This is a genomic window from Stenotrophomonas sp. 109824_Sma, from assembly GCF_056480025.1.
Genome location: NZ_CM151078.1, coordinates 1,730,369 through 1,750,941 on the forward strand (window position 1 = coordinate 1,730,369; position 20,573 = coordinate 1,750,941).

The following is a 20,573-nucleotide window of genomic DNA, read 5'->3' on the forward strand; positions in this document are numbered from 1 at the left end:
ACCGGCGTGCCTGCATGTTCAAACCCATTCCCGTGGCCATTGGCCTGCGCTACCTGCGCGCCAAGCGCCGCAACGGCTTCATCTCCTTCATCTCGATGGCATCGATCCTGGGCATCGCGCTCGGCGTCACGGTGCTGATCACCACCCTGGCGGTGATGAGCGGTTTCCAGAAGGAAATCCGCAGCCGCCTGCTGCAGATGACCGCCCACACCACCATCAGCCGCGACGGCGAGCCGATGCCGGACTGGATGCGCGTGGTCGACATCGCCCGCAAGGATCCGCGCGTGGCCGGTGCCGCGCCGTACATCGAGATCCAGTCGATGATCAGCGGCCCGCGCGTGCAGGGCGCGATCATCCAGGGCATCGATCCGGCGCTGGAGCCGAAGGTGTCTGTGATCGACAAGAAGGTCACCAAGGGCAGCTATGACAGCCTCACGCCGGGCAGCTTCAACCTGCTGCTGGGCAAGGAACTGGCGATCTGGCTGGGCGTGGACGTGGGCGACCAGGTGCTGGTGACCTTCGCCGAAGTGCAGGGCACGCCTGCCGGCGCGGTACCACGAATGAAACGCTTCACCGTCAGCGGCATCTTCGAGGCGGGCTACAACGAGGTCGACCGCGGCGTCGGCTTCGCCAACATGCAGGACCTGGAGCGCGTGCTGCGCAGCGACGGTGCCACCGGCGTGCGGCTGAAGCTGCACGACATGGACCGCTCGCTGGAAGTGGGCGTGGACCTGGCGCAGAGCCTTGGCGGTGCGTACCGCGTGAGTGACTGGACCCAGCAGAACGCCAATCTCTACCACTCGCTGCGCATGGAGAAGGTGGTGATGGGCATCCTGCTGTCGCTGATCATCGCCATGGGCGCCTTCAACCTGGTGTCCTCGCAGGTGATGCTGGTGACCGACAAGCAGGCCGATATCGCGATCCTGCGCACGCTGGGCCTGACCCCGGGGGGGGTGATGCAGGTGTTCATGGTGCAGGGCTCGCTGATCGGCATCTTCGGCACGCTGGCCGGCCTGATCGGCGGCATCACCCTGACCCTCAACCTGGAACGCATCCTCGGCGCGATCGAGAGCGTGTTCAACGTCAAGCTGCTGCCGGAGGACGTCTACTACATCACCGGCCTGCCGACCGACATGCAGACCGGCGACGTGGTGGCGATCACCGTGGTCGCGCTGCTGATGAGCTTCCTGGCCACCCTCTATCCCGCCTGGCGGGCAGCACGCACCCAGCCGGCGGAGGCCCTGCGTTATGAATAAGGTCTTCAACCGCGGCGATGAAGTGATCCGCGCCGAAGCACTGGGCAAGACCTACGCCGAAGGGCGCATGCAGACCCCGGTTTTCGATGGCCTGGACCTGACCGTGACCGCCGGCGAAACCGTGGCGATCATCGGTGCTTCCGGTGCCGGCAAGAGCACGCTGCTGCACCTGCTGGGTGGCCTCGACATTCCGACTGCGGGCGAGGTCTACGTGACCGGCCAGCGCATGTCGGCGCTGTCGGACACCGCGCGTGGCCTGCTGCGCAACCAGGCGCTGGGCTTCGTCTACCAGTTCCACCACCTGCTGCCTGAGTTCACCGCGCTGGAAAACGTGATGATGCCGGTGCTGCTGGCCGGCACCGCCGTGGCCGAAGCGAGCAGCCGGGCCACCACGCTGCTGGAAGCGGTCGGCCTCGGCCATCGCCTGGACCACAAGCCGGGCGAGCTGTCCGGCGGCGAACGCCAACGTGCCGCGGTGGCACGTGCGCTGGTCAATCATCCGGCCTGCGTGCTCGGCGACGAGCCCACCGGAAACCTGGATGACCGCACCGCGGGCACCGTGTTCGAGCTGATGCTGGAACTCAACCGCGCGCGCCATACCAGCCTGGTGCTGGTCACCCACGACCGCAGCCTGGCGCGGCGCCTGGACCGGGTGCTGGAGCTGCGCGAAGGGCGCCTGCACGCACTGGCCCACGCCGACGTCTGAGCGGCCGGCAACGGCCGCCTCCCGGCGCCTGAACGGGTTTACCTGCCATCGCGCCGGCCGCACATCGGCCGGCGCATGATCGCAGCAGGTTCCCCGAGGAGATCGCCATGAAGACCCCGATCCTGATCGCCGGACTCTGCCTGGCGCTGGCCGCCTGCGCGACCACCGGCCGGCTCAGCAGTACCGAGAAGCTGGATCTGTACCGTGCCCACGCCGGCGCGCCGCAGAACGACATGCAGTTCTTCGGCAGCCTCAATGGCTGGACCGAGCTGGGTGACAGCGCCCTGGCGGTCTGGACCCGGCCGAGCGAGGCTTACCTGCTGGAACTGAGTGGCCCGTGTCCAGACCTGTCCTACGCCACCGCCATCGGGCTGACCAGCAGCATGGGCCGGGTGTCGTCGCGTTTTGACAAGGTGCTGGTGCGCGACCCGACCGGTGGCCCGCGCATGCCGTGCTTCATCAACAGCATCCGCAAGCTGGACGTGAAGGCGTTGCGCACTTCCAAGCAGGAGCTGCGCCAGGCGCAGGTGCAGGAGCGCGAGGCGGAAACCGCGAAATAGCGTGGTAGTGCCGGCCGCTGGCCGGCATCGTGCAGATGCCAGGTTGCCGGCCAGTGGCCGGCACTACCTGCGTGTCAGGCTTCGGGGGTGAAGCCGGCCGGCTTTTCCGCGTCCTTCTCGAACAGGAACTTGACCAGTTCGCCTTCAAGGAACGCGCGATGCTCCGGGGTGCGCGGTGACAGGCGGTTCTCGTTGATCAGCATGGTCTGGTGCGCCAGCCACGCAGCCCAGGCCTGCTTGCCGATGTTGTTGAAGATGCGCTGGCCCAGTTCGCCGGGGTAGGGCACGAAGTCCAGGCCCTCGGCATCGCGTTGTTCGTACTGGCAGAAGACGGTTCGGGACATGGCACTCACTCGTGGTTGCGGGGTTTCTTGGACGTTCGTTTCGGCGCCTTGATCGCGGCGCCATCGAGCAGCTTGCGGATGGGGGCCGGCAGGCCCAGCGCGGGAAGCTCGTCGGTGGCGACCCAGCGCAGCGTGGGTTCTTCCACGCGCAGGCCGTGTACCTGCCGCGACAGTACCTGCAGGTGCAGCTTGTAGTGGCTGAAGGTGTGCTGCAGCACCGGCAGCTCTTCGGCGTCTTCCAGGGAGCCTTCAACGTGCACGTCGAACCAGTCCTGCAGCTCGCTGCCGGCGTCGGCCTGCGGCAGCGTCCACAGCTGCCCCCAGATGCCGGTGTCCGGCCGCTTCTGCAGCAGTACGCGCTGCTGGGCATCGCGCAGCAGCAGGGCCACTGCTTCGCGCTCGGGCAGGGTCTTGCTGGGCTTGGGCGTGGGTAGTTCAGCGGTGCGGCCTTCGCGGCGCGCCACACACGCGTCCTGCAGCGGGCAGATCACGCAGGCTGGCCTGGCGCGGCTGCACACCGTCGCACCCAGGTCCATCTGTGCCTGGGTGTAGTCGGCCATGCGCCCGGCCGGCACCTGCGCCACGTGCGCCTCGGCAATGGCCCACAACTGTTTCTCGATGGCCGGCAGGCCGGGAAAGCCGTCGATGCCGTGGTAACGGCTGAGCACGCGCTTGACGTTGCCATCGAGGATCGCGAACGGATCGTTCCAGGCTTGGCTGAGGATCGCACCTGCGGTGCTGCGGCCAATGCCGGGCAGTGCATGCAGTGCATCGAAGTCACGTGGCAGATCGCCGTCGTGCAGTTCCACGCAGCGCTTTGCAGCGGCGTGCAGGTTGCGTGCGCGGGCGTAGTAGCCGAGCCCGGCCCACTGCGCCATCACCGCGTCATTGCTGGCGGCGGCGAGGTCGGGCAGGGTCGGGAAGTGCTGCAGGAACCGCTGGAAGTACGGGATGACCGTGGCCACCTGGGTCTGCTGCAGCATGATTTCCGACAGCCAGACCCGATAGGGGCTGCGCGGGTGCTGCCAGGGCAGGTCGTGGCGGCCGTGGTCGTCGAACCAGTGCAGCAGGCGGGCGACGAAACCGTCCCGTTCTGCAGTCTCGGCGCTGGCGTGCGGCTGGCGGGGCATTGGAATTCCAGGGAGGCAGCCACCCGCGGGGTGGCTCTACCAGGCTGCAGTAGAGCCACGCCATGCGTGGCTGCGCGGTGTATCAGGCGCCCAGCGCTTCGGGCAACAGGGCATCGACGAAGGCTTCCGGGTCGAACACGCGCAGGTCTTCCGGGCGCTCGCCGATGCCGGCGAAGCGGATCGGAATGCCGAACTCGCGCGCCAGCGCGAACACCACGCCGCCCTTGGCCGTGCCGTCCAGCTTGGTCACTACCAGGCCGGTCACGTTCACCGCGGCATTGAACTGGCGCAGCTGCGACAGCGCGTTCTGGCCGGTGGTGCCGTCGATCACCATCAGCACTTCGTGCGGCGCGGTGGGATCGATCTTGCCGAGCACGCGGCGGATCTTGCCCAGCTCGTTCATCAGGCCTGACTGGGTGTGCAGGCGGCCGGCGGTGTCGGCGATCAGCACCGAGGTGCCGCGGGCCTTGCCGGCCTGCAGTGCATCGAATGCCACCGAGGCGGCGTCCGCGTTCTGGCCCTGCGCGACCACGGCCACGCCGTTGCGCTCGCCCCAGGCCTGCAGCTGGGCCACGGCGGCGGCGCGGAAGGTATCGCCGGCGGCCAGCATCAGGCTGTGGCCGTCGTCCTTGAAGCGCTTGGCAAGCTTGCCGATGGTGGTGGTCTTGCCAACGCCGTTGACGCCGACGGTGAGCACCACGAAGGGCTTGGCGTTGCGGTCGATCACCAGCGGCTTGGCGACCGGCTGCAGGATCGCGATCAGCTCGGCGCGCAGCGCGGCCAGCAGCGCATTGGCGTCGGCGAACTCGCGCGACTTCATGCGCTTGCGCAGGCCCTCGACCAGATCGGTGGTGGCGCCCACGCCGACGTCGGCGGTGATCAGTGCGGTTTCCAGCTCGTCCAGCAGGTCGTCGTCGAGCTTGGGGTTGCGCGAGAACAGGCCGCCGAAGCTGCGCGCGATGACGCTGTTGCGCAAGCGTTCGCGCCAGCCGGGCTTGCCGGCAGGCGCCGGGGCGGCATCGACCGAGGCGGCGGCAGGCAGGTCGTCGGAGACCGCTGCTGGGGTCGGTGCAGGCGCAGGTTCCGGCAGTGGCGCAGGCATCGGCTCGATGGCCGGCGCAGCGACAGGGGCGACGTCGATCTGCGCGATCGGGGCCGGGGCAATGGGTGCCGGGACGGCCGGGACCACCGGAGCGGGAGCCGCCGGGGTGGGCTCGACCGTTACCGGGGCGACCGCTGCCGGGGGCGGCTCAACGGGGGCAGGTGCGGCCGGCGCAGCTACCGGCGCGGGTTCCTTGTCCTCGACCGGCGCGGCCGACGGGAATGCCGCCGCCAGCTCTTCAGCCGAGTAGTGCTGGGTCTTGGGTGCCTCCGCTGCGGGGGCATCCTGGGGCTTCTTGCGGCGGAAAAAACTGAGCATTGGCAAAAGGCGCTGAAATCAGAGGGATATGCTACCACTCGGGCCTGTCCGGCCGATGTGGACTCAAGGTCGCGGCCCACCGGCCGTTAACCGGTCCGGAGGGCTGCGTCGTGCGGCCCGGAGACCGCCATGGACAACGTGATGGGAATCGCCCTCAGCGGGATGCGTGCGGCCCAGCAGGGCGTGCAGGTGGCCGCGCACAACGTGGCCAACCTGGTGACCCCGGACGCCCAGCGCCTGCAGTTGCAGCGCAATACCACCGAGCAGGGTGGGGTGCAGGCTTCGGTGACGTCCACCGGCGCCAATGCCCCCGCGCCGCTGGGTGATCTGCTGGCCGCGAAAGCCGAGGTGGTGGCCTTCGCTGCCAATGCTGCGGTGATCCGCCGCCACGACCAGATGCTGGGCTCGCTGTTGGATCGGGAAGCCTGAGCAACACCGCTTTGGCAGGTGCCAACCGCTGCCCCTGGTGGGCGCCAACCAAGGTTGGCCTCTACCAGGGCAGCAGTGCCAACCAAGGTTGGCACCTACCAGAGCATCGCCAAGCCTTGCCCGGCACCCGATCTGTCGATCAGGCCGACAGTTCCAGCAGCAGCTTGTTCAGGCGCGCCACGTAGGCACCCGGGTCCTTCAGGCTGTCACCGGCGGCCAGTGCGGCCTGGTCGAACAGCACCCGGCCGAGGTCGTCGAAACGCGCGCCATCGGCTTCGGCATCGAGCTTGGCAATCAGCGGGTGGCCCGGATTGATTTCCAGCACCGGCTTGCTGTCAGGCACCTTCTGCCCGCTGGCTTCCAGGATCTGGCGCATCTGCAGGCCCAGGTCCTGTTCGCCGATGGCCAGCACCGCCGGCGAATCGGTCAGGCGGTGCGAGACGCGCACTTCGGCCACATCATCGCCCAGCACCGTCTTCAGGCGCTCGACCAGGCCCTGCTTGTCCTTCGCCGCCGCTTCCTGCTCCTGCTTGTCGGCCTCGCTCTCCAGCGCGCCCAGGTCGAGGTCGCCGCGGGCGATGTCGACGAAGCCCTTGCCGTCGAAATCGGTCAGGTAGCCCATCAGCCACTCGTCGATGCGGTCGGTCAGCAGCAGCACTTCCACGCCCTTCTTGCGGAACACTTCCAGGTGCGGGCTGTTGCGTACCTGGCTGTAGCTCTCGCCGGTCAGGTAGTAGATCTTGTCCTGGCCTTCGGTCATGCGGCCGAGGTAATCGGCCAGCGACACGCTCTGCGCATCGCCGTCGCCACGGGTGGAAGCGAAGCGCAGCAGGCCGGCCACCTTCTCGCGGTTGTTGTAGTCCTCGGCCGGGCCTTCCTTCAGCACCTGGCCGAATTCCTTCCAGAACGTGGCGTACTGCTCCGGCTTGTCGGCGGCCAGCTTCTCCAGCATGTCCAGCGAGCGCTTGGTCAGCGCCGCCTTCATCGAATCGATGACCGGGCCGGACTGCAGGATCTCGCGCGAGACGTTCAGCGACAGGTCGTTGGAGTCGACCACGCCCTTGATGAAACGCAGGTACAGCGGCAGGAACTGCTCGGCCTGGTCCATCACGAACACGCGCTGCACGTACAGCTTCAGGCCCTTGGGCGCATCGCGGTGGTACAGGTCGAACGGCGCGCGGCCCGGCACGTACAGCAGCGAGGTGTACTCCAGCTTGCCCTCGACCTTGTTGTGGCTCCAGGCCAGCGGGTCGCTGTGGTCGTGCGCGACGTGCTTGTAGAACTCGGTGTACTCGGCATCACTGATTTCGGTGCGCGGACGGGTCCACAGTGCGCTGGCACGGTTGACGGTTTCCCACTCACCGGCGGCGCCTTCTTCACCGCCCTCCTTGGGCATCTGGATCGGCAGGCCGATGTGATCCGAGTACTTCTTGAGGATGCTGCGCAGGCGCCAGCCATCGGCGAAGTCGTGCTCGCCGTCCTTCAGGTGCAGGACGATGCGGGTGCCGCGCTCGGCCTTGTCGACGGTGGCGACGTCGAAATCGCCTTCGCCGCGCGAGGTCCAGCGCACGCCTTCGCCTGCAGCCAGACCGGCGCGGCGCGAGGTCACTTCCACTTCGTCGGCGACGATGAAGGCGCTGTAGAAGCCGACGCCGAACTGGCCGATCAGCTGCGAATCCTTCTTCTGGTCGCCGGACAGCTGGCGCAGGAAGTCGCCGGTGCCGGACTTTGCAATCGTGCCGAGGTGGGCGATGGCTTCGGCGCGGCTCATGCCGATGCCGTTGTCTTCGATGGTGATGGTGTGGGCGGCGGGGTCGAAGCTGACGCGCACGCGCAGCTCGCTGTCGCCTTCCAGCAGAGCCGGCTGGGTCAGGGCCTCGAAGCGCAGTTTGTCGGCGGCGTCGGCGGCGTTGGAGACCAGCTCGCGCAGGAAGATTTCCTTGTTGGAGTACAGCGAGTGGATCATCAGCTGCAGCAGCTGCTTGACTTCGGTCTGGAAGCCAAGGGTTTCGGTCTGGGTGGTCTCGGTCATCGATAAGGCTCCGTGTGCAATGCCGCGCCAGCGCGTGCGGCCTCGCCAAGGGGTATGGCTGATTGTCCCGAAATCAAGGGGTTGGTCGGGCAGGGCTGCGCCCTGCACCCGCAGAGGCCAGAGCAACAGCCGAAGCAACAGTGGGCTATCCGTGGGATGGCGGGGCAGTGTCGGATTGCGGGGACGCCGTGAACCCGTCCTTGGGGGCTTGGCCGCGGCATCCATGCCGCGGACACCCCGCAATCCGACACCGCCCCGCCTTCGACAGTTGGCCGGCGGCCAGTAGATCCACGCCATGCGTGGATGGAATCTCTCAGATATCGAAATCCAAACCAGGGTCAGATCCGCTTTCCGCAGGAAAACGGATCTGACCCCACCTGTATGTCGGGCATCGGATCGCGTCTGGGGTAGAGCCCCCTGAGTCAGGGGGCGGCCGCGAAGCGGCGGGGGTGTGGAAGTTGGTAGGTGGGGCCCGCGTTTCGCGCAGCGAAGCGTGGGAGCGACAGCGCGCATGCGTTGGCGCGTCCCCGGGCGCCGCCCGGCCGAACTACAATCCCGCTCATGCTGAATTTCTCGAATACCTCCCGCCGCCGGGGGCGCCGATGAGCGGTCGTGGGGGCAATGACGGCCAGGTCCGCATCATCGGTGGGCGCTGGCGCAATACCCGCCTGCCGGTGCCGACCCTGCCGGGGCTTCGCCCCAGCAGCGACCGCGTGCGCGAAACCCTGTTCAACTGGCTGATGCCCAGGCTCGGCGGGGCCCGCGTGCTGGACCTGTTCGCCGGCAGCGGTGCGCTGGGGCTGGAGGCGGTCTCGCGCGGTGCCGCCCACGCCACCCTGGTCGAGCGCGATGCACAGCTGGGGCGCAATCTGACCGCTGCGGTGGCCAAGCTGCAGGCCGGCGACCAGATCAGCGTCGTGCAGGCCGATGCCCTGCGCTGGCTGCAGGGCGCACCCGCGCAGCAGGCCGACCTGGTCTTCATCGACCCGCCATTCGCCGATGGCCTGTGGCAGGACGTGCTGGCCCAGCTGCCCCGGCACCTGGCCGCCGATGCCTGGCTGTACCTGGAATCGCCGGCCGGCCACGTGCCGGTGCTGCCGCCGGACTGGCTGCTGCACCGCGAGGGTGGCACCCGCGAGGTGCGCTTTGCCCTGTACCGCCGCGCCACTGCTACACTTTGACCTCATCTGAACATCTGCATCCGCCCATGACCGTGGCCAACCGCCGCATCGCCGTCTATCCCGGCACGTTCGACCCGATCACCAACGGTCACATCGACCTGGTGAGCCGCGCCGCGCCGCTGTTCGAAAAGGTCGTGGTCGGCGTGGCGCAGAGCCCGTCCAAGGGCCCGGCGCTGCCGCTGGAGCAGCGCGTGCAGCTGGCGCGTGGCGCGCTGGCCCACCACGGCAACGTCGAGGTCATCGGCTTCGATACCCTGCTGGCCCATTTCGTACGCTCGGTCCAGGGCGGGGTGCTGCTGCGCGGCCTGCGCGCGGTGTCCGATTTCGAGTACGAGTTCCAGATGGCCAGCATGAACCGTCACCTGATCCCCGAGGTCGAGACCCTGTTCCTGACCCCGGCCGAGCAGCACAGCTTCATTTCGTCCTCGCTGGTCCGCGAGATCGCGCGCCTGGGCGGCGACGTGTCCGGTTTCGTGCCGGCCGCGGTGCTCGAAGCCCTGCGCAAGGTCCGCGAAGCGAAGTCGGCACAGTCGTAAGCCCCGCTGTACCCGCACCCCATTACGTACAACACCACGCACCATTCCGGGAGGAAACCCATGAACACCACCATGCGCGCGATGCTGATCGCTTCGTTGGCCCTGGCCTTCACCGCCTGCAAGAAGGAAGAGGCCGCTCCGGTCGACGAGGCCAAGCAGGCCCTGGTCGCTCCGTCCAAGGACGACGATGCAGGCTGGAAGAAGTACCTGCAGGAAGTGGCGATCCAGAACATGGGCAACATCACCAACAGCCCGTTCCTGTACTACCTCTCGCCGGAATCGGACCCGGACTTCCAGGCCAAGTACGAGCGCCAGACCGAGAGCGCGACCCAGGCCGTGGCCCGTGGCGTGCAGCCGGGCAACATGCTGGCCTTCGGTTCGTCGGCCTCGGGCAAGATGGCTGACATGATCCAGGCCGTGTTCAAGGACGTGTCGCCGGATTCGATGAAGGGCGTGCGCGTCGTCTTCATCGGCCAGTCGGCCGACAATGCCCGCGTGCAGGCTGCGATCCAGCCGACCGGTGCCGAGTACATTTTCGTCGAAGCCAAGTAATACCGAGCCATGGCGGCCATGCTCCGGCATGGCCCGGGCGGCGTCCTGCAGGGGCGCCGCTGATGACCTGACCGGCCCGCGCGCCCGCGCTGGCCGGTCCTTTGTCCCAGGGCGCGGGCGAGGAGTATCGCCGTGTCACTGAAAATCAACGAGCTCTGCGTCAACTGCGACGTATGCGAGCCGGCCTGCCCGAACCAGGCCATTGCGATGGGTGAAACCATCTACGTGATCGACCCTGCGCGCTGCACCGAATGCGTGGGTCATTTCGACGAGCCACAGTGCGTGGTCGTCTGCCCGGTCGAGTGCATCGACCCGGACCCGGAGATCGTGGAAACGGAAGACCAGCTGCTGGCCAAGCTGCGCCAGCTGCAGCACGATCACCCCGAACTCTACGCGGAGCCTCCATCCGAATGAAGACGCTGATCGTCCGTCCGCTGTTGCTGCTCGGCCTGTTGCTGAGCCCGATTGCCTGGGCCGACAGTCCGGCCCGTGCCGAGCGCCCCGACGGCGCGGCCATTGCCAGCGGCCACGCGCTGGCCACCCAGGCCGGCATCGACATCCTGGCGCAGGGCGGCAACGCCTTCGACGCCGCGGTGGCGGTGTCGTCCACGCTGGCGGTGGTCGAGCCGATCAGTTCCGGGCTGGGCGGCGGCGGCTTCTTCCTGCTGCACGACGCGGCTACCGGCAAGGATGTGATGCTGGATGCACGCGAGACCGCACCGGCCGCTGCGACCCCGCAGGCTTTCCTGGACAAGCAGGGCAACCTGGACCGTGATCGTTCGGTCAACGGTGCCTGGTCGGCGGGTATTCCCGGCCTGCCCGCAGCGCTGGTCGAACTGTCGGCCAAGTACGGCAAGCTGCCCCTGTCGGCGTCGCTGCAGCCGGCGATCCGCATCGCGCGCGAAGGCTTCCCGGTGTACGACCGCATGGCCAAGGGCTATGCCTCGCGCCGTGAAGTGATGGAGCGTTACCCCGGCACGCGCGAGGTCTACCTGCGCAATGGCAAGCCGATCGCCACCGGTGACCTGTTCAAGCAGCCGGAGCTGGCGCAGACGCTGGAGCGGCTGGCCGCCGGTGGCTTCGATGGCTTCTACAAGGGCCAGACCGGTTCGCTGCTGCTGGCCGGCGTGAAGCAGGCTGGTGGCAAGTGGACCGCCGAAGAGCTGGCCGGCTATCGCGTGAAGCAGCGCGAGCCGATCGTGTTCAATTACAACGGCTGGAAGATCACCACCGCGCCGCCGCCGTCGTCCGGTGGCATCGCGCTGGCCAGCATGCTGCAGATCCTGGAAGGCTGGGATATCAGGAAGATGGACCCGGCGCACCGCACCCACCTGGTGGTGGAGTCGATGCGCCGCGCCTACCGCGACCGCACCTTCTTCCTCGGTGATCCGGACTTCGTGCAGATCCCGCAGAAAGTGCTGACCAGCAAGGACTACGCGCAGGGCCTGCGGGCGACCATCCATCCGGAGAAGGCCACGCCCAGCGACCTGCTGTCGGGCAACCCGACGCCGTTGGAAGACGACGAGACCACGCACTTCTCGATCATCGACCGCGATGGCAACCGCGTTGGCGCCACCCAGACCGTCAACCTGCTGTATGGCTCGGGGCTGATTCCCAAGGGCACCGGCGTACTGCTGAACAACGAGATGGACGACTTCGCGCTGAAGCCGGGCACGCCCAACGCGTTTGGCGTGATGGGCTACGAGGCCAATGCGCCGAAGGCTGGCAAGCGCATGCTCAGCTCGATGACGCCGACCTTCATGGAGAACGCCGACAAGGTGGTGGTGCTGGGCACCCCAGGCGGCAGCCGCATCATCACCATGGTGCTGCTGGGCATCCTCGGCTACGACGCCGGCCTGGACGCACAGCAGGTGGCCGCGCTGCCGCGCTACCACCATCAGTGGCTGCCGGACCTGATCGAGGCCGAGGACGATGCATTCGACGCGGCGACGGTGAAGCAGCTGCAGGCAATGGGCCACAAGATCGATCTGCCGGGTGACGTCGCCGCAGGCGGCCGCGGTTCCAGCCACGTGTGGGGCAACCTGCAGACCGTGGAATGGGACCGCAAGGCGAACAGACTGTTCGGTGGCAGCGACCCGCGCAACCCGGTGGGCAGCGCCCAGGTCGTACCGGCGCGCTGATCCGGTCGCGCCGGCCGCTGGCCGGCAATCTGGCAGATCATCGAAACCCCGCCTTTGTCGGCGGGGTTTTCTGTTTCCTTTCTAGCGATTATTTAACGAGCCGGCGCCGATAATCGGCGCATGAAACTCTGGTCTATTCGTGGAAACTCGCAGCGCCTTGATGGCGGTGCGATGTTCGGCAACGCACCGCGTGCGTTATGGGAAAAATGGGCGGCACCGGACGAGCTCAATCGCATCGAGCTGGCCTGCCGTGCGCTGCTTGCAAGCCCGCTGGAAGGCAAGACGGTGCTGTTTGAAACCGGCATCGGTGCATTCTTCGACCCGCGCATGCGTGAGCGCTACGGCGTGCAGGAAAGCCAGCACGTGCTGATCGATTCGTTGCGCGAAGCGGGTTTCGAGCATGAGGACATCGATGTCGTGGTGCTCAGCCACCTGCACTTCGATCACGCCGGCGGACTGCTGGCGGCGTGGAGCGAAGGGCGTGAGCCCGAGTTGCTGTTCCCCAACGCAACCTATGTGGTCGGCGCACAGCATTGGCAGCGCGCTGTGCATCCGCACCCGCGTGACCGGGCCAGCTTCATTCCGGAGCTGCCTGGCCTGCTGCAGGCCAGTGGCCGGCTGGAAGTGGTGGACGGGGAGTACTCGAAGATCCTCGGCCGCAGCGTGCGCTTCAGCTACAGCGACGGGCATACGCCGGGACTGATGCTGGCCGAGATCGTCGGTCACGCGCATGCAGGCGAGGGTGCGCACGGTGGCGTGGTGTTCTGTGCCGACCTGATTCCGGGGCGTTCATGGGTGCACGTGCCGATCACCATGGGTTACGACCGCAACGCCGAACTGCTGATCGACGAGAAGCGGCAGTTCCTTGAAGACAAGCTGGCGCGCAACGTACGGCTGTTCTTCACCCATGACCCGCAGGTCGCGCTGGCGCAGCTCGGGCGCGATGACAAGGGGCGTTTCGTGACCCTGCACGAGCAGGGCGAGCTGAAGGCGCGCGCCCTGGGGTAATGAAAAGGCCGGGCAATGCCCGGCCTTCCACTGACGCGGCAGATCCACGCCATGCGTGGATGGCGCCCTGCAAGAGACAGACGTCAAGACGCCTTCAGGCAGCTGCTCATGAAGGTCTTGCGCGCATCACCGGCCAGCTTCTTGGCGCCCGCGTCGGCGTTGCACTTGCGCATGCGTTCCTGCTGCGCATTGGCCGGCTTGGAGTCGGCAGCGTGGCCGCTGAGGCAGGAACTCTGCGCGGTCTTGTAGGCATCACCCTTCAAGCCCTTGTTCTTGGCCGAGCATTCGGCCATGCGCTGCTGCTGCGGGGTGGTGGCGTTGGCAGCCAGGGGCAGGCCGACCAGCAGGGCGGCGGCCAGCAGGAATGAGGCTTTCATCTCAGGGTGCTCCAAGCGGTGGCGGGTGCGCGGAGCATTCGCTTCCGCATGGCAAGACCACGTGAAAAATCATTGCCCAGTCGCGCCTGCTTGCATCGGCATTCAGATCGGCGTATTACTTAGCCATATGGGTAAGTATGATCCCGCCATCCAGGACGTCTTCCACGCACTGGCCGACCCGACCCGTTGCGCGATCGTGGCCGCGCTGGGGCAGGGGCCACGCACGGTGTCGGTGCTGGCCGAGCCTTTCCAGATGGCCTTGCCCTCGCTGATGAAACATCTGGCCGTGCTGGAACGCAGCGGCGTGGTGCGCAGCCACAAGCAGGGGCGCATACGCACCTGCGAACTGGTGCCGGCGCGGCTGGGCCAGGCCGAGCAGTGGCTGGCCGAACAGCGTGCCGTGTGGGAGGCGCGCGCCGACCGCATGGTCGATTTCGTCGAAACCCTTCACCGACAGGAGCAGGCCCGTGGCCGTAGACGCAGGTAACAACCCCGATACCGATCTGGTCATCAGCCGTGTGTTGAACGCACCGCGCGCTGCCTTGTGGCGGGCGTGGACCGACCCGGAACTGCTGCGCCAGTGGTGGTGCCCGGAGCCGTGGACCACCGAGGTGCGCGCATTCGACCTGCGCCCCGGCGGGGCCTTCCACACCTTCATGCAGGGCCCGGATGGCGGCAGCAGTGACAATCCGGGCAGCTTCCTGGAGATCGTGCCGCAGCAGCGCCTGGTGTTCACCTCGATGCTGGGCGCAGGCTGGCGGCCGCAGTCACCCTGGCTGGGCTTCACCGCCATCATCACCATGGAGGACGAGGGGCAGGGCTGCCGCTACACGGCGCGGGTGATGCACCCGGACAAGGCCCTGCGTGACCAGCATGAGCAGCTGGGCTTCTTCGACGGCTGGAACACCGTCATCGGCCAGCTGGAAACCTTCGCAGCCGGGCTGTAGGCCGGAATGCGGGATGGGGTCAGATCCCTTTCGCAGAAAGGGCTCTGACCCCAACATCGCGGGGGTCGGATCCCTTTCACAGAAAGGGCTCTGACCCCGGCTCGCCGGTTCAACCGACGCGGGTACCGAAGATGCGGTCACCGGCGTCGCCCAGGCCCGGCAGGATGTAACCCTTGTCGTTGAGCTGGGCATCGATGGCCGCGGTGTAGATCTCCACGTCCGGGTGCACGGCCTTGACCGCTTCGATGCCTTCCGGCGCGGCCACCAGGAAGATGCCCTTGATGCGGCGTGCGCCGGCACGCTTGAGCATGTCGATGGTGGCGATCAGGGTGCCGCCGGTGGCCAGCATCGGGTCCAGGATCAGCGCGTCGCGCTCTTCCAGGCGGCCGGTCAGGCGCTCGAAGTAGGGCACCGGCTGCAGGGTTTCCTCATCGCGCTGCAGGCCGACCACGCTGACGCGGGCGGCGGGGATCAGCGACAGCACGCCGCTGAGCATGCCCAGGCCGGCACGCAGGATCGGCACCACGGTGATCTTGGCGCCGGCAATGCGCTGCACCGTGACCGGGCCGGCCCAGCCGGGCAGGGTGTGCGGCTCGGTGTCCAGGTCGGCGGTGGCCTCGTAGGCCAGCAGCGTACCCAGCTCGTTGGCCAGTTCGCGGAAATCCTTGGTGCTGAGCGCGGCATTGCGCATCAGGCCGATCTTGTGCTGCACCAGCGGGTGGCGCACTTCGACGATCTTCATGGTCGGGAAGGGGGAAAAGGAGAGAGGACGCCATTTTGCCGGATTGGCGTGTCGAACCCCAAACCGGGCCCCGAGCCGCCGTACATGAAATGTGCAGATGCATGTCACGGCCATGCAACCTTGCGGACATACCGTGCAGACCCATTCTTAACAGGAATGGGGATTCCCAGTGCATATCAAGACTCCGTTGGCCGTTGCCATCACCCTGACCCTGGCGATGGGGGCCGCAGCCCCGCTGCAGGCCGCCGGGCAACAGGCGGTAGCCGCCACCGGCGCCGTGGCGGCCGACGCGGTCGACCTGGATCGCATTGAAGTGCGTGCCCAGCTCGAATCGCAGATCCGCGCGGTCGACCTCAAGCGCAGCAGCGATGCCATCGAGGATGCGGTGTCCTCCGATGCCCTGGGCCAGTACCCGGACAAGAACGTGGCCGAATCACTGCAGCGCCTGCCGGGCGTCAGCGTGACCCGCGACCAGGGCGAAGGCCGCTTCGTGGTCATTCGTGGCCTGGATGCCAATCTCAACAGTGTCAGCGTGGACGGCATCGCCATCGGCACGCCGGAAGATTCCAGCCGTGCCGCGCCGCTGGACGTGATTCCTTCCGACTCCACCGAGCGCCTGCGCGTGGTCAAGTCGCCGACCCCGGACATGCCGGGTGATGCCATCGGTGGCGCCGTGCTGGTGGAATCGGCGTCGGCCTTCGACCGTGACGGTCGCAGCCTGCGCGGCAAGATCGAGGGCAGCTACCAGCAGCTGTCCGGCGAGACCAGTCCCAAGGCGGCCTTCAATTACAGCGAGGTGTTCAACGACACCTTCGGCGTGGCGCTGGGCGTGAACTACCAGAAGCGGAAGTTCGAGTCGGACAACACCGAAGTGGAGTACGACGGCGAGGACGATGCCGCCCCCGGTGACGTGACTGCGATCAACCTGCAGCACCGCAAGTACGAGATCGAGCGCAAGCGCATCGGTGCCAACCTCAACCTCGACTGGCGTCCCAACGAAGACAGCAAGTACTACCTGCGCACGCTGTACAGCCAGTTCGATGATGCGGAGACCCGCCAGCGCGTGATTTTCAACTTCGACGACGCGAAGATGGTCAAGACCGGCACCGACCAGTACCGCCTGGACGGCATGCCGAAGGATTCTATCGACAAGCGCATGCGCTACCGCACCAAGAAGGAAAACACGTTTGCGGCCAGCCTCGGTGGCGAGAACAAGCTGACCAACGCCGTGGTCGATTACCGGATCGGCTACACCCGTACCGAAGAGCGCGTGAACGACGAGATGGAAGCGCGCTTCAAGCTCAACGGCAAGGTCTTCAACGGCACCCTGGACCAGAGCAGCCGCCTGCCGAGCTATAGCTTCGACAACCCGCAGTGGCTGGACAATAGCAACTACGCGTTCGACCGCTTCGTGCTCTCGCCCAAGCAGGTGAACGACAAGGAACACAGCGCACAGGTCAACGTGCGCTTCGACGGCGACAGCAGCAGCATCAAGTTCGGCCTGCTGGGCCGCTGGCGCGACCGCGACGTGAATGTGGATGAGCGCGAACTGCGTGTCGGCCCGAAGGTGGCGCTGTCGAGCTGGACCACTTCCTCGCCGGAGCATCGCCACGGCAACATGGGCGATGGCATGGACTCGGCCGCGATGCGCGCGTTCTGGGCGGCCAGCGGCAGCCAATACAGTGCCCGCCCGCAGGACGTCGGCGGCAATGCAATGACGTCGCTGGAAGAGGATTACGTGGCCAGCGAGGACATCTTCGCCAGCTATGCCATGGGTACCTGGGACGTGGGCGCACTGCGCATCATCGGCGGCGTGCGCGTGGAGAACACCCGCTTCAAGGCGGTCGGCAACCAGGTGGACGTGGCCGCCAACGGCCGCAGCTTCACCGTCACCCCGCGCGTGGCCAACAGCAGCTACACCAACGTGCTGCCGGGCCTGCACCTGCGCTATGACGCGGCCGATGACTGGGTGCTGCGCGCCTCGGCCAACAAGACCGTATCGCGCCCGTCCTTCGGCGACGTCTCGCCGCGCGTGGGTTACAGCCGGGGTGACGAGGAAGTGCGCCTGGGCAATCCGGAACTCGATCCGTACGAGTCGAAGAACATCGACCTGTCGGTGGAGAAGTACATCGGCAGCAGCGGCATCGTTTCGCTGGGCCTGTTCCACAAGTCGATCGATGGCTACATCGTGGAAACCGTGCGTACCAATGATCCGGCCTACGGTGGTTTCGACGTGACCCAGCCGATCAATGGCCGCAAGGCCACCGTGCGTGGTGCGGAATTCAACTGGCAGCAGCAGCTGGCCTTCCTGCCGGACGGCCTGGATGGCCTGCTGGTCGGTGCCAGTGGCACCTGGCTGGATACCAAATTCGATGCCGGCATCAAGGATCGGGAGGGCGAGGACTTCACCCTGCCGCGTGCCTCCAAGCATGTCTACAGCGCGCACATCGGCTATGAAAAATATGGTGTAAGCACGCGCCTGGCGGCGGTGTACCGCAGCGAGTACCTGGACAGCATCGGCAAGGGGCGCGCATTCGACATCTATGTGGCACCCAACACCCAGCTCGATTTCTCGCTGGATTACAAGTTCACCCCGCGCGTGAGCGTGTACTTCGAAGCGCAGAACCTGCTGGACAAGCCGCTTGAGCTGTACCAGGGCACGCGTTCGCGCACCCTGCAGATGGAAGAGTACGGCCGCACCTATGCGCTGGGCCTGAAGGTGGCGCTGTGATGGGGCGTGGCGTCACTGTCCTGGCCGCCGCGCTGGCGGCCACGCTGGTCGCCGGCTGCACGCCGGCCACCGGCACCGATCCGGTTGCGGGAGCGGTCGCGCCGGCCGCCAGCGGCGGGCGCGTGGTGACCACCATCGCCGAGGCCTTCCTTTCCCCGATGACCCCGGCCGACAACATCGACTCGCCGGCGGCCTGGCGCGCGCCGGACGGCACGCTGTGGCTGATCGCCACCGCCAAGGCCACCGACAAGCTGGTGGTCTACGACGGCAGCACCGGCCAGCACCTGCGTGACGTCGGCAGCAGCGGCACCGCACCGGGGCAGTTCGACCGCCCAAACGGCATCGCGGTGACCGACGACCTGCTGTGGATCGTGGAGCGCGACAATCACCGCGTGCAGGTGCTGAGCCTGCCGGACTTCACGCCGCTGGCGACGTTCGCTGCGGACGACCTGCGCAAGCCGTACGGGCTGTGGGTCGACCGCCGTGCCGATGGCTACAGCGTCTACGTCACCGACTCCTGGGACAACGGCGAGGATGCGCAGGGGCGTGACATCCTGCCGCCGCTGGCCGAGCTGGACAAGCGCGTGCGCCAGTACCACGTGACCCGCGATGGCGCCAAGGTCGAGGCGAAGCTGGTGGCCAGCATCGGCGATACCACCGAAGCCGGTGCGCTGCGAGTGGTCGAGTCGATCTGGGGCGACCCCGAGAACGACCGGCTGCTGATTGCCGAAGAGGACGAGAGCTACGCCAGCGAGTTCAAGGTCTACACCCTGGCCGGACGCTTCACTGGCACTACCTTCGGCCGCGACGTGTTCAAGGCACAGGCCGAAGGCGTGACCCTGCGCACCTGCGGCAAGGACGGCTGGTGGATCACCACCGAGCAGGGCAAGCAGCGCAGCGTGTTCCACCTGTTCGACCGGCACACGCTGAAGCCGGTCGGCGCGTTCCAGGGCAACACCGTGGCCAACACCGATGGCATCTGGATGATGCAGCAGCCCAGCGCGCGCTTCCCGCACGGTGCGCTGTATGCGGTGCATGACGACCAGGGCGTGGTGGCCTTCGACTGGGAGAGCATCGCCAAGCAGCTCGCGCTGCCGCTGGAGTGTGGCGCATGAGCCGGCAGTGCGTGATGCGCGCGCTGGCGCTGGGCCTGCTGCTGGCGCTGCCGTCGCTGTCGTTCGCGGCGGCCGAACCGAATACCCAGGTGCCGGCGGGTAGCCGCCACTACGCAGCGACGTCGGTGCCGGACCGCATCGTCGCCTCGCCCTCGGCTGATCCCAGCCACGGTTTCGCCGTGGCCTGGCGTACCGATGGCAGCGTGCAGGCGCCGCTGCTGGAGATCGCGCTGGCCGCAGATTCGCCGGCCATCGAGGGCATCCGCCAGGTGCGTGCGACGACGCGTGCGCTGCAGACCGAGAACGGGCTGTCGCACCATCACCGTGCCGACATCGATGGCCTGCAGCCGGACACCCAGTACGTCTATCGCGTGCAGGGCAATGGCAGCTGGAGCGCCTGGAACCAGCTGCGCACGCTGGCCGGCGCCGACCAGCCGCTGACCCTGCTGTACTTCGGCGATACCCAGAACAAGAACGTCAGCCATGTCAGCCGCGTGGTGCGTGCCGCGCAGAAGGCTGCGCCGCAGGCGCGCATGAGCCTGTTCGCCGGTGACCTGGTCAGTGGCGGCGACAACATGGACGACAGCGAATGGGGCGAGTGGTTTGCCGCCACCGGCTGGCTGGCGCAGGAAACGCTGGTGGCCCCCGCGATCGGCAACCATGAGTACTTCGAGGAATTCGAGGACACCCCGCAGGAGCGTCGCGTGCTGGGCCGGCACTGGCCGGTGACCTTCGCGCTGCCGGGCAATGGCGCCACCGCCGCGCAGCAGACCAGCTACTGGTTCGATGCACAGGGCGTGCGCGTGGCCGTGGTCGATGGTACCTCGGCACTCGACCTCGGCACGGCCAAGGCGCAGGCACAGTGGCTGGACACGGTCCTGACCGGCAACCCGCAGCCATGGACCATCGTGCTGCTGCACCAGCCGTTCTACTCGCCGCGCGAAAGGCGCGAGAACGCCGCGCTGCGTGACGTGCTGCTGCCGGTGGTGCGCCGCCACAACGTCGATCTGGTGCTGCAGGGCCACGATCACACCTATGGCCGTCGTGGCGAAGGGCAGGCTGCGACGCCGCAGTACGTGGTGACCGTGGCCGGGCCGAAGCAGTACCGCCTTTCCGACGAGGCACGGAAGACGATGGATCCGGTAGCCGAGGACACCCAGCTGTTCCAGGTGCTGAACATCGATCCGCAGCACCTGCGCTACGAAGCGCGCACCGTGACCGGGCGTCTGTACGACGCCTTCGAACTGCGCCGCGATGCCAAGGGCGCAAAGCAACGCACGGAACTGACCGAAGGCCGCATCGCACCGCGCGACTGCCCGCGTGCGCAGACCGCCAAGGGTCGCGCCGACCGCTGCTGGGAATGACG

21 protein-coding genes are annotated in these 20,573 nt (G+C 67.2%); 15 read left to right on the top strand and 6 right to left on the bottom strand.

Translation table 11 applies throughout. From position 1 onward, the window contains the following. Positions 1-14 precede the first annotated feature (14 nt). The 3 genes from ACZK1G_RS08120 (at position 15) to ACZK1G_RS08130 (ending at position 2,522) form a co-directional block, all read left to right on the top strand. Positions 15-1,256, top strand: a complete 1,242-nt coding sequence (locus ACZK1G_RS08120) for a lipoprotein-releasing ABC transporter permease subunit (RefSeq protein WP_014036805.1) — start codon at positions 15-17, stop codon at positions 1,254-1,256. Beyond that, complete coding sequence (gene lolD, locus ACZK1G_RS08125) at positions 1,249-1,962, top strand: lipoprotein-releasing ABC transporter ATP-binding protein LolD (protein ID WP_014036806.1); 714 nt, start codon at positions 1,249-1,251, stop codon at positions 1,960-1,962. Before ACZK1G_RS08120 ends, lolD begins: the two co-directional genes overlap by 8 nt. 107 nt (positions 1,963-2,069) lie before the next feature. Further along, positions 2,070-2,522 (top strand): DUF6491 family protein, encoded by a 453-nt coding sequence (locus ACZK1G_RS08130; RefSeq protein WP_101765272.1) that lies wholly within the window; start codon positions 2,070-2,072, stop codon positions 2,520-2,522. Positions 2,523-2,596: 74 nt separating this feature from the next. Here the strand turns inward: ACZK1G_RS08130 and ACZK1G_RS08135 are convergent, their stop codons facing one another. The 3 genes from ACZK1G_RS08135 to ftsY all read right to left on the bottom strand — a co-directional run bounded on the left by ACZK1G_RS08135 (position 2,597) and on the right by ftsY (position 5,416). Beyond that, positions 2,597-2,866, bottom strand: coding sequence for an oxidative damage protection protein (locus tag ACZK1G_RS08135; protein WP_004153160.1), 270 nt, complete (start codon positions 2,864-2,866; stop codon positions 2,597-2,599). Between the two features lie 5 nt (positions 2,867-2,871). Continuing rightward, the gene (mutY, locus tag ACZK1G_RS08140) at positions 2,872-3,996 is read right to left on the bottom strand and encodes an A/G-specific adenine glycosylase (protein ID WP_101765273.1); all 1,125 of its coding nucleotides are present in this window, start codon (positions 3,994-3,996) and stop codon (positions 2,872-2,874) included. An 82-nt stretch (positions 3,997-4,078) separates the two neighbouring features. Next, the gene (gene ftsY, locus ACZK1G_RS08145) at positions 4,079-5,416 is read right to left on the bottom strand and encodes a signal recognition particle-docking protein FtsY (RefSeq protein WP_049445476.1); all 1,338 of its coding nucleotides are present in this window, start codon (positions 5,414-5,416) and stop codon (positions 4,079-4,081) included. A gap of 129 nt (positions 5,417-5,545) precedes the next feature. Here ftsY and ACZK1G_RS08150 point away from each other — a divergent pair, with 129 nt between their 5' ends. Beyond that, a complete protein-coding gene (locus ACZK1G_RS08150; protein ID WP_049445474.1) occupies positions 5,546-5,845 on the top strand; it encodes a hypothetical protein in 300 nt (99 codons plus the stop codon). Between the two features lie 139 nt (positions 5,846-5,984). Here ACZK1G_RS08150 and htpG read toward each other — a convergent pair whose 3' ends face one another. Then, positions 5,985-7,877: a molecular chaperone HtpG gene (htpG, locus tag ACZK1G_RS08155; RefSeq protein ID WP_101765274.1), complete on the bottom strand. Its 1,893-nt coding sequence runs from the start codon at positions 7,875-7,877 to the stop codon at positions 5,985-5,987. A gap of 602 nt (positions 7,878-8,479) precedes the next feature. Between htpG and rsmD the strand changes: the two genes are divergently transcribed. The 6 genes from rsmD (at position 8,480) to ACZK1G_RS08185 (ending at position 13,295) form a co-directional block, all read left to right on the top strand. Next, a complete protein-coding gene (gene rsmD / locus ACZK1G_RS08160; protein ID WP_101765275.1) occupies positions 8,480-9,058 on the top strand; it encodes a 16S rRNA (guanine(966)-N(2))-methyltransferase RsmD in 579 nt (192 codons plus the stop codon). A 26-nt stretch (positions 9,059-9,084) separates the two neighbouring features. Next, complete coding sequence (coaD, locus tag ACZK1G_RS08165) at positions 9,085-9,594, top strand: pantetheine-phosphate adenylyltransferase (RefSeq protein ID WP_014036814.1); 510 nt, start codon at positions 9,085-9,087, stop codon at positions 9,592-9,594. A 60-nt stretch (positions 9,595-9,654) separates the two neighbouring features. Further along, complete coding sequence (locus tag ACZK1G_RS08170; protein ID WP_004153167.1) at positions 9,655-10,146, top strand: hypothetical protein; 492 nt, start codon at positions 9,655-9,657, stop codon at positions 10,144-10,146. Between the two features lie 132 nt (positions 10,147-10,278). Beyond that, a complete protein-coding gene (locus ACZK1G_RS08175) occupies positions 10,279-10,560 on the top strand; it encodes a YfhL family 4Fe-4S dicluster ferredoxin (protein ID WP_004153175.1) in 282 nt (93 codons plus the stop codon). Next, positions 10,557-12,287 carry a gamma-glutamyltransferase gene (gene ggt / locus ACZK1G_RS08180; RefSeq protein ID WP_101765276.1) on the top strand — a complete coding sequence of 577 codons (1,731 nt, stop codon included), beginning with the start codon at positions 10,557-10,559 and terminating at the stop codon, positions 12,285-12,287. The genes ACZK1G_RS08175 and ggt overlap by 4 nt, the downstream gene beginning before the upstream one ends. A gap of 120 nt (positions 12,288-12,407) precedes the next feature. Beyond that, complete coding sequence (locus ACZK1G_RS08185; protein WP_101765277.1) at positions 12,408-13,295, top strand: MBL fold metallo-hydrolase; 888 nt, start codon at positions 12,408-12,410, stop codon at positions 13,293-13,295. A gap of 83 nt (positions 13,296-13,378) precedes the next feature. On the opposite strand, the gene ACZK1G_RS08190 is transcribed toward ACZK1G_RS08185, so the two are convergent. Further along, positions 13,379-13,672 (bottom strand): PsiF family protein, encoded by a 294-nt coding sequence (locus ACZK1G_RS08190; RefSeq protein WP_049445544.1) that lies wholly within the window; start codon positions 13,670-13,672, stop codon positions 13,379-13,381. Between the two features lie 127 nt (positions 13,673-13,799). Between ACZK1G_RS08190 and ACZK1G_RS08195 the strand changes: the two genes are divergently transcribed. Both ACZK1G_RS08195 and ACZK1G_RS08200 read left to right on the top strand, forming a co-directional pair. After that, entirely contained in the window at positions 13,800-14,159 is a 360-nt protein-coding gene (locus ACZK1G_RS08195) for an ArsR/SmtB family transcription factor (RefSeq protein ID WP_101766392.1), read from the top strand. Further along, complete coding sequence (locus ACZK1G_RS08200; RefSeq protein ID WP_049445461.1) at positions 14,140-14,619, top strand: SRPBCC family protein; 480 nt, start codon at positions 14,140-14,142, stop codon at positions 14,617-14,619. Before ACZK1G_RS08195 ends, ACZK1G_RS08200 begins: the two co-directional genes overlap by 20 nt. 109 nt (positions 14,620-14,728) lie before the next feature. Here the strand turns inward: ACZK1G_RS08200 and upp are convergent, their stop codons facing one another. Next, positions 14,729-15,361, bottom strand: a complete 633-nt coding sequence (gene upp, locus ACZK1G_RS08205; RefSeq protein ID WP_005409099.1) for a uracil phosphoribosyltransferase — start codon at positions 15,359-15,361, stop codon at positions 14,729-14,731. A 217-nt stretch (positions 15,362-15,578) separates the two neighbouring features. On the opposite strand from upp, the gene ACZK1G_RS08210 reads away from it, so the two are divergent. From ACZK1G_RS08210 to ACZK1G_RS08220, 3 genes are read left to right on the top strand one after another with little or no spacing between them, the layout of a single operon-like run. Then, the gene (locus ACZK1G_RS08210) at positions 15,579-18,092 is read left to right on the top strand and encodes a TonB-dependent receptor (protein ID WP_236251813.1); all 2,514 of its coding nucleotides are present in this window, start codon (positions 15,579-15,581) and stop codon (positions 18,090-18,092) included. Continuing rightward, the gene (locus ACZK1G_RS08215) at positions 18,092-19,207 is read left to right on the top strand and encodes an NHL repeat-containing protein (protein ID WP_101765279.1); all 1,116 of its coding nucleotides are present in this window, start codon (positions 18,092-18,094) and stop codon (positions 19,205-19,207) included. Before ACZK1G_RS08210 ends, ACZK1G_RS08215 begins: the two co-directional genes overlap by 1 nt. Next, positions 19,204-20,571 carry a purple acid phosphatase family protein gene (locus ACZK1G_RS08220; protein ID WP_101765280.1) on the top strand — a complete coding sequence of 456 codons (1,368 nt, stop codon included), beginning with the start codon at positions 19,204-19,206 and terminating at the stop codon, positions 20,569-20,571. The genes ACZK1G_RS08215 and ACZK1G_RS08220 overlap by 4 nt, the downstream gene beginning before the upstream one ends. Positions 20,572-20,573: the final 2 nt, after the last annotated feature.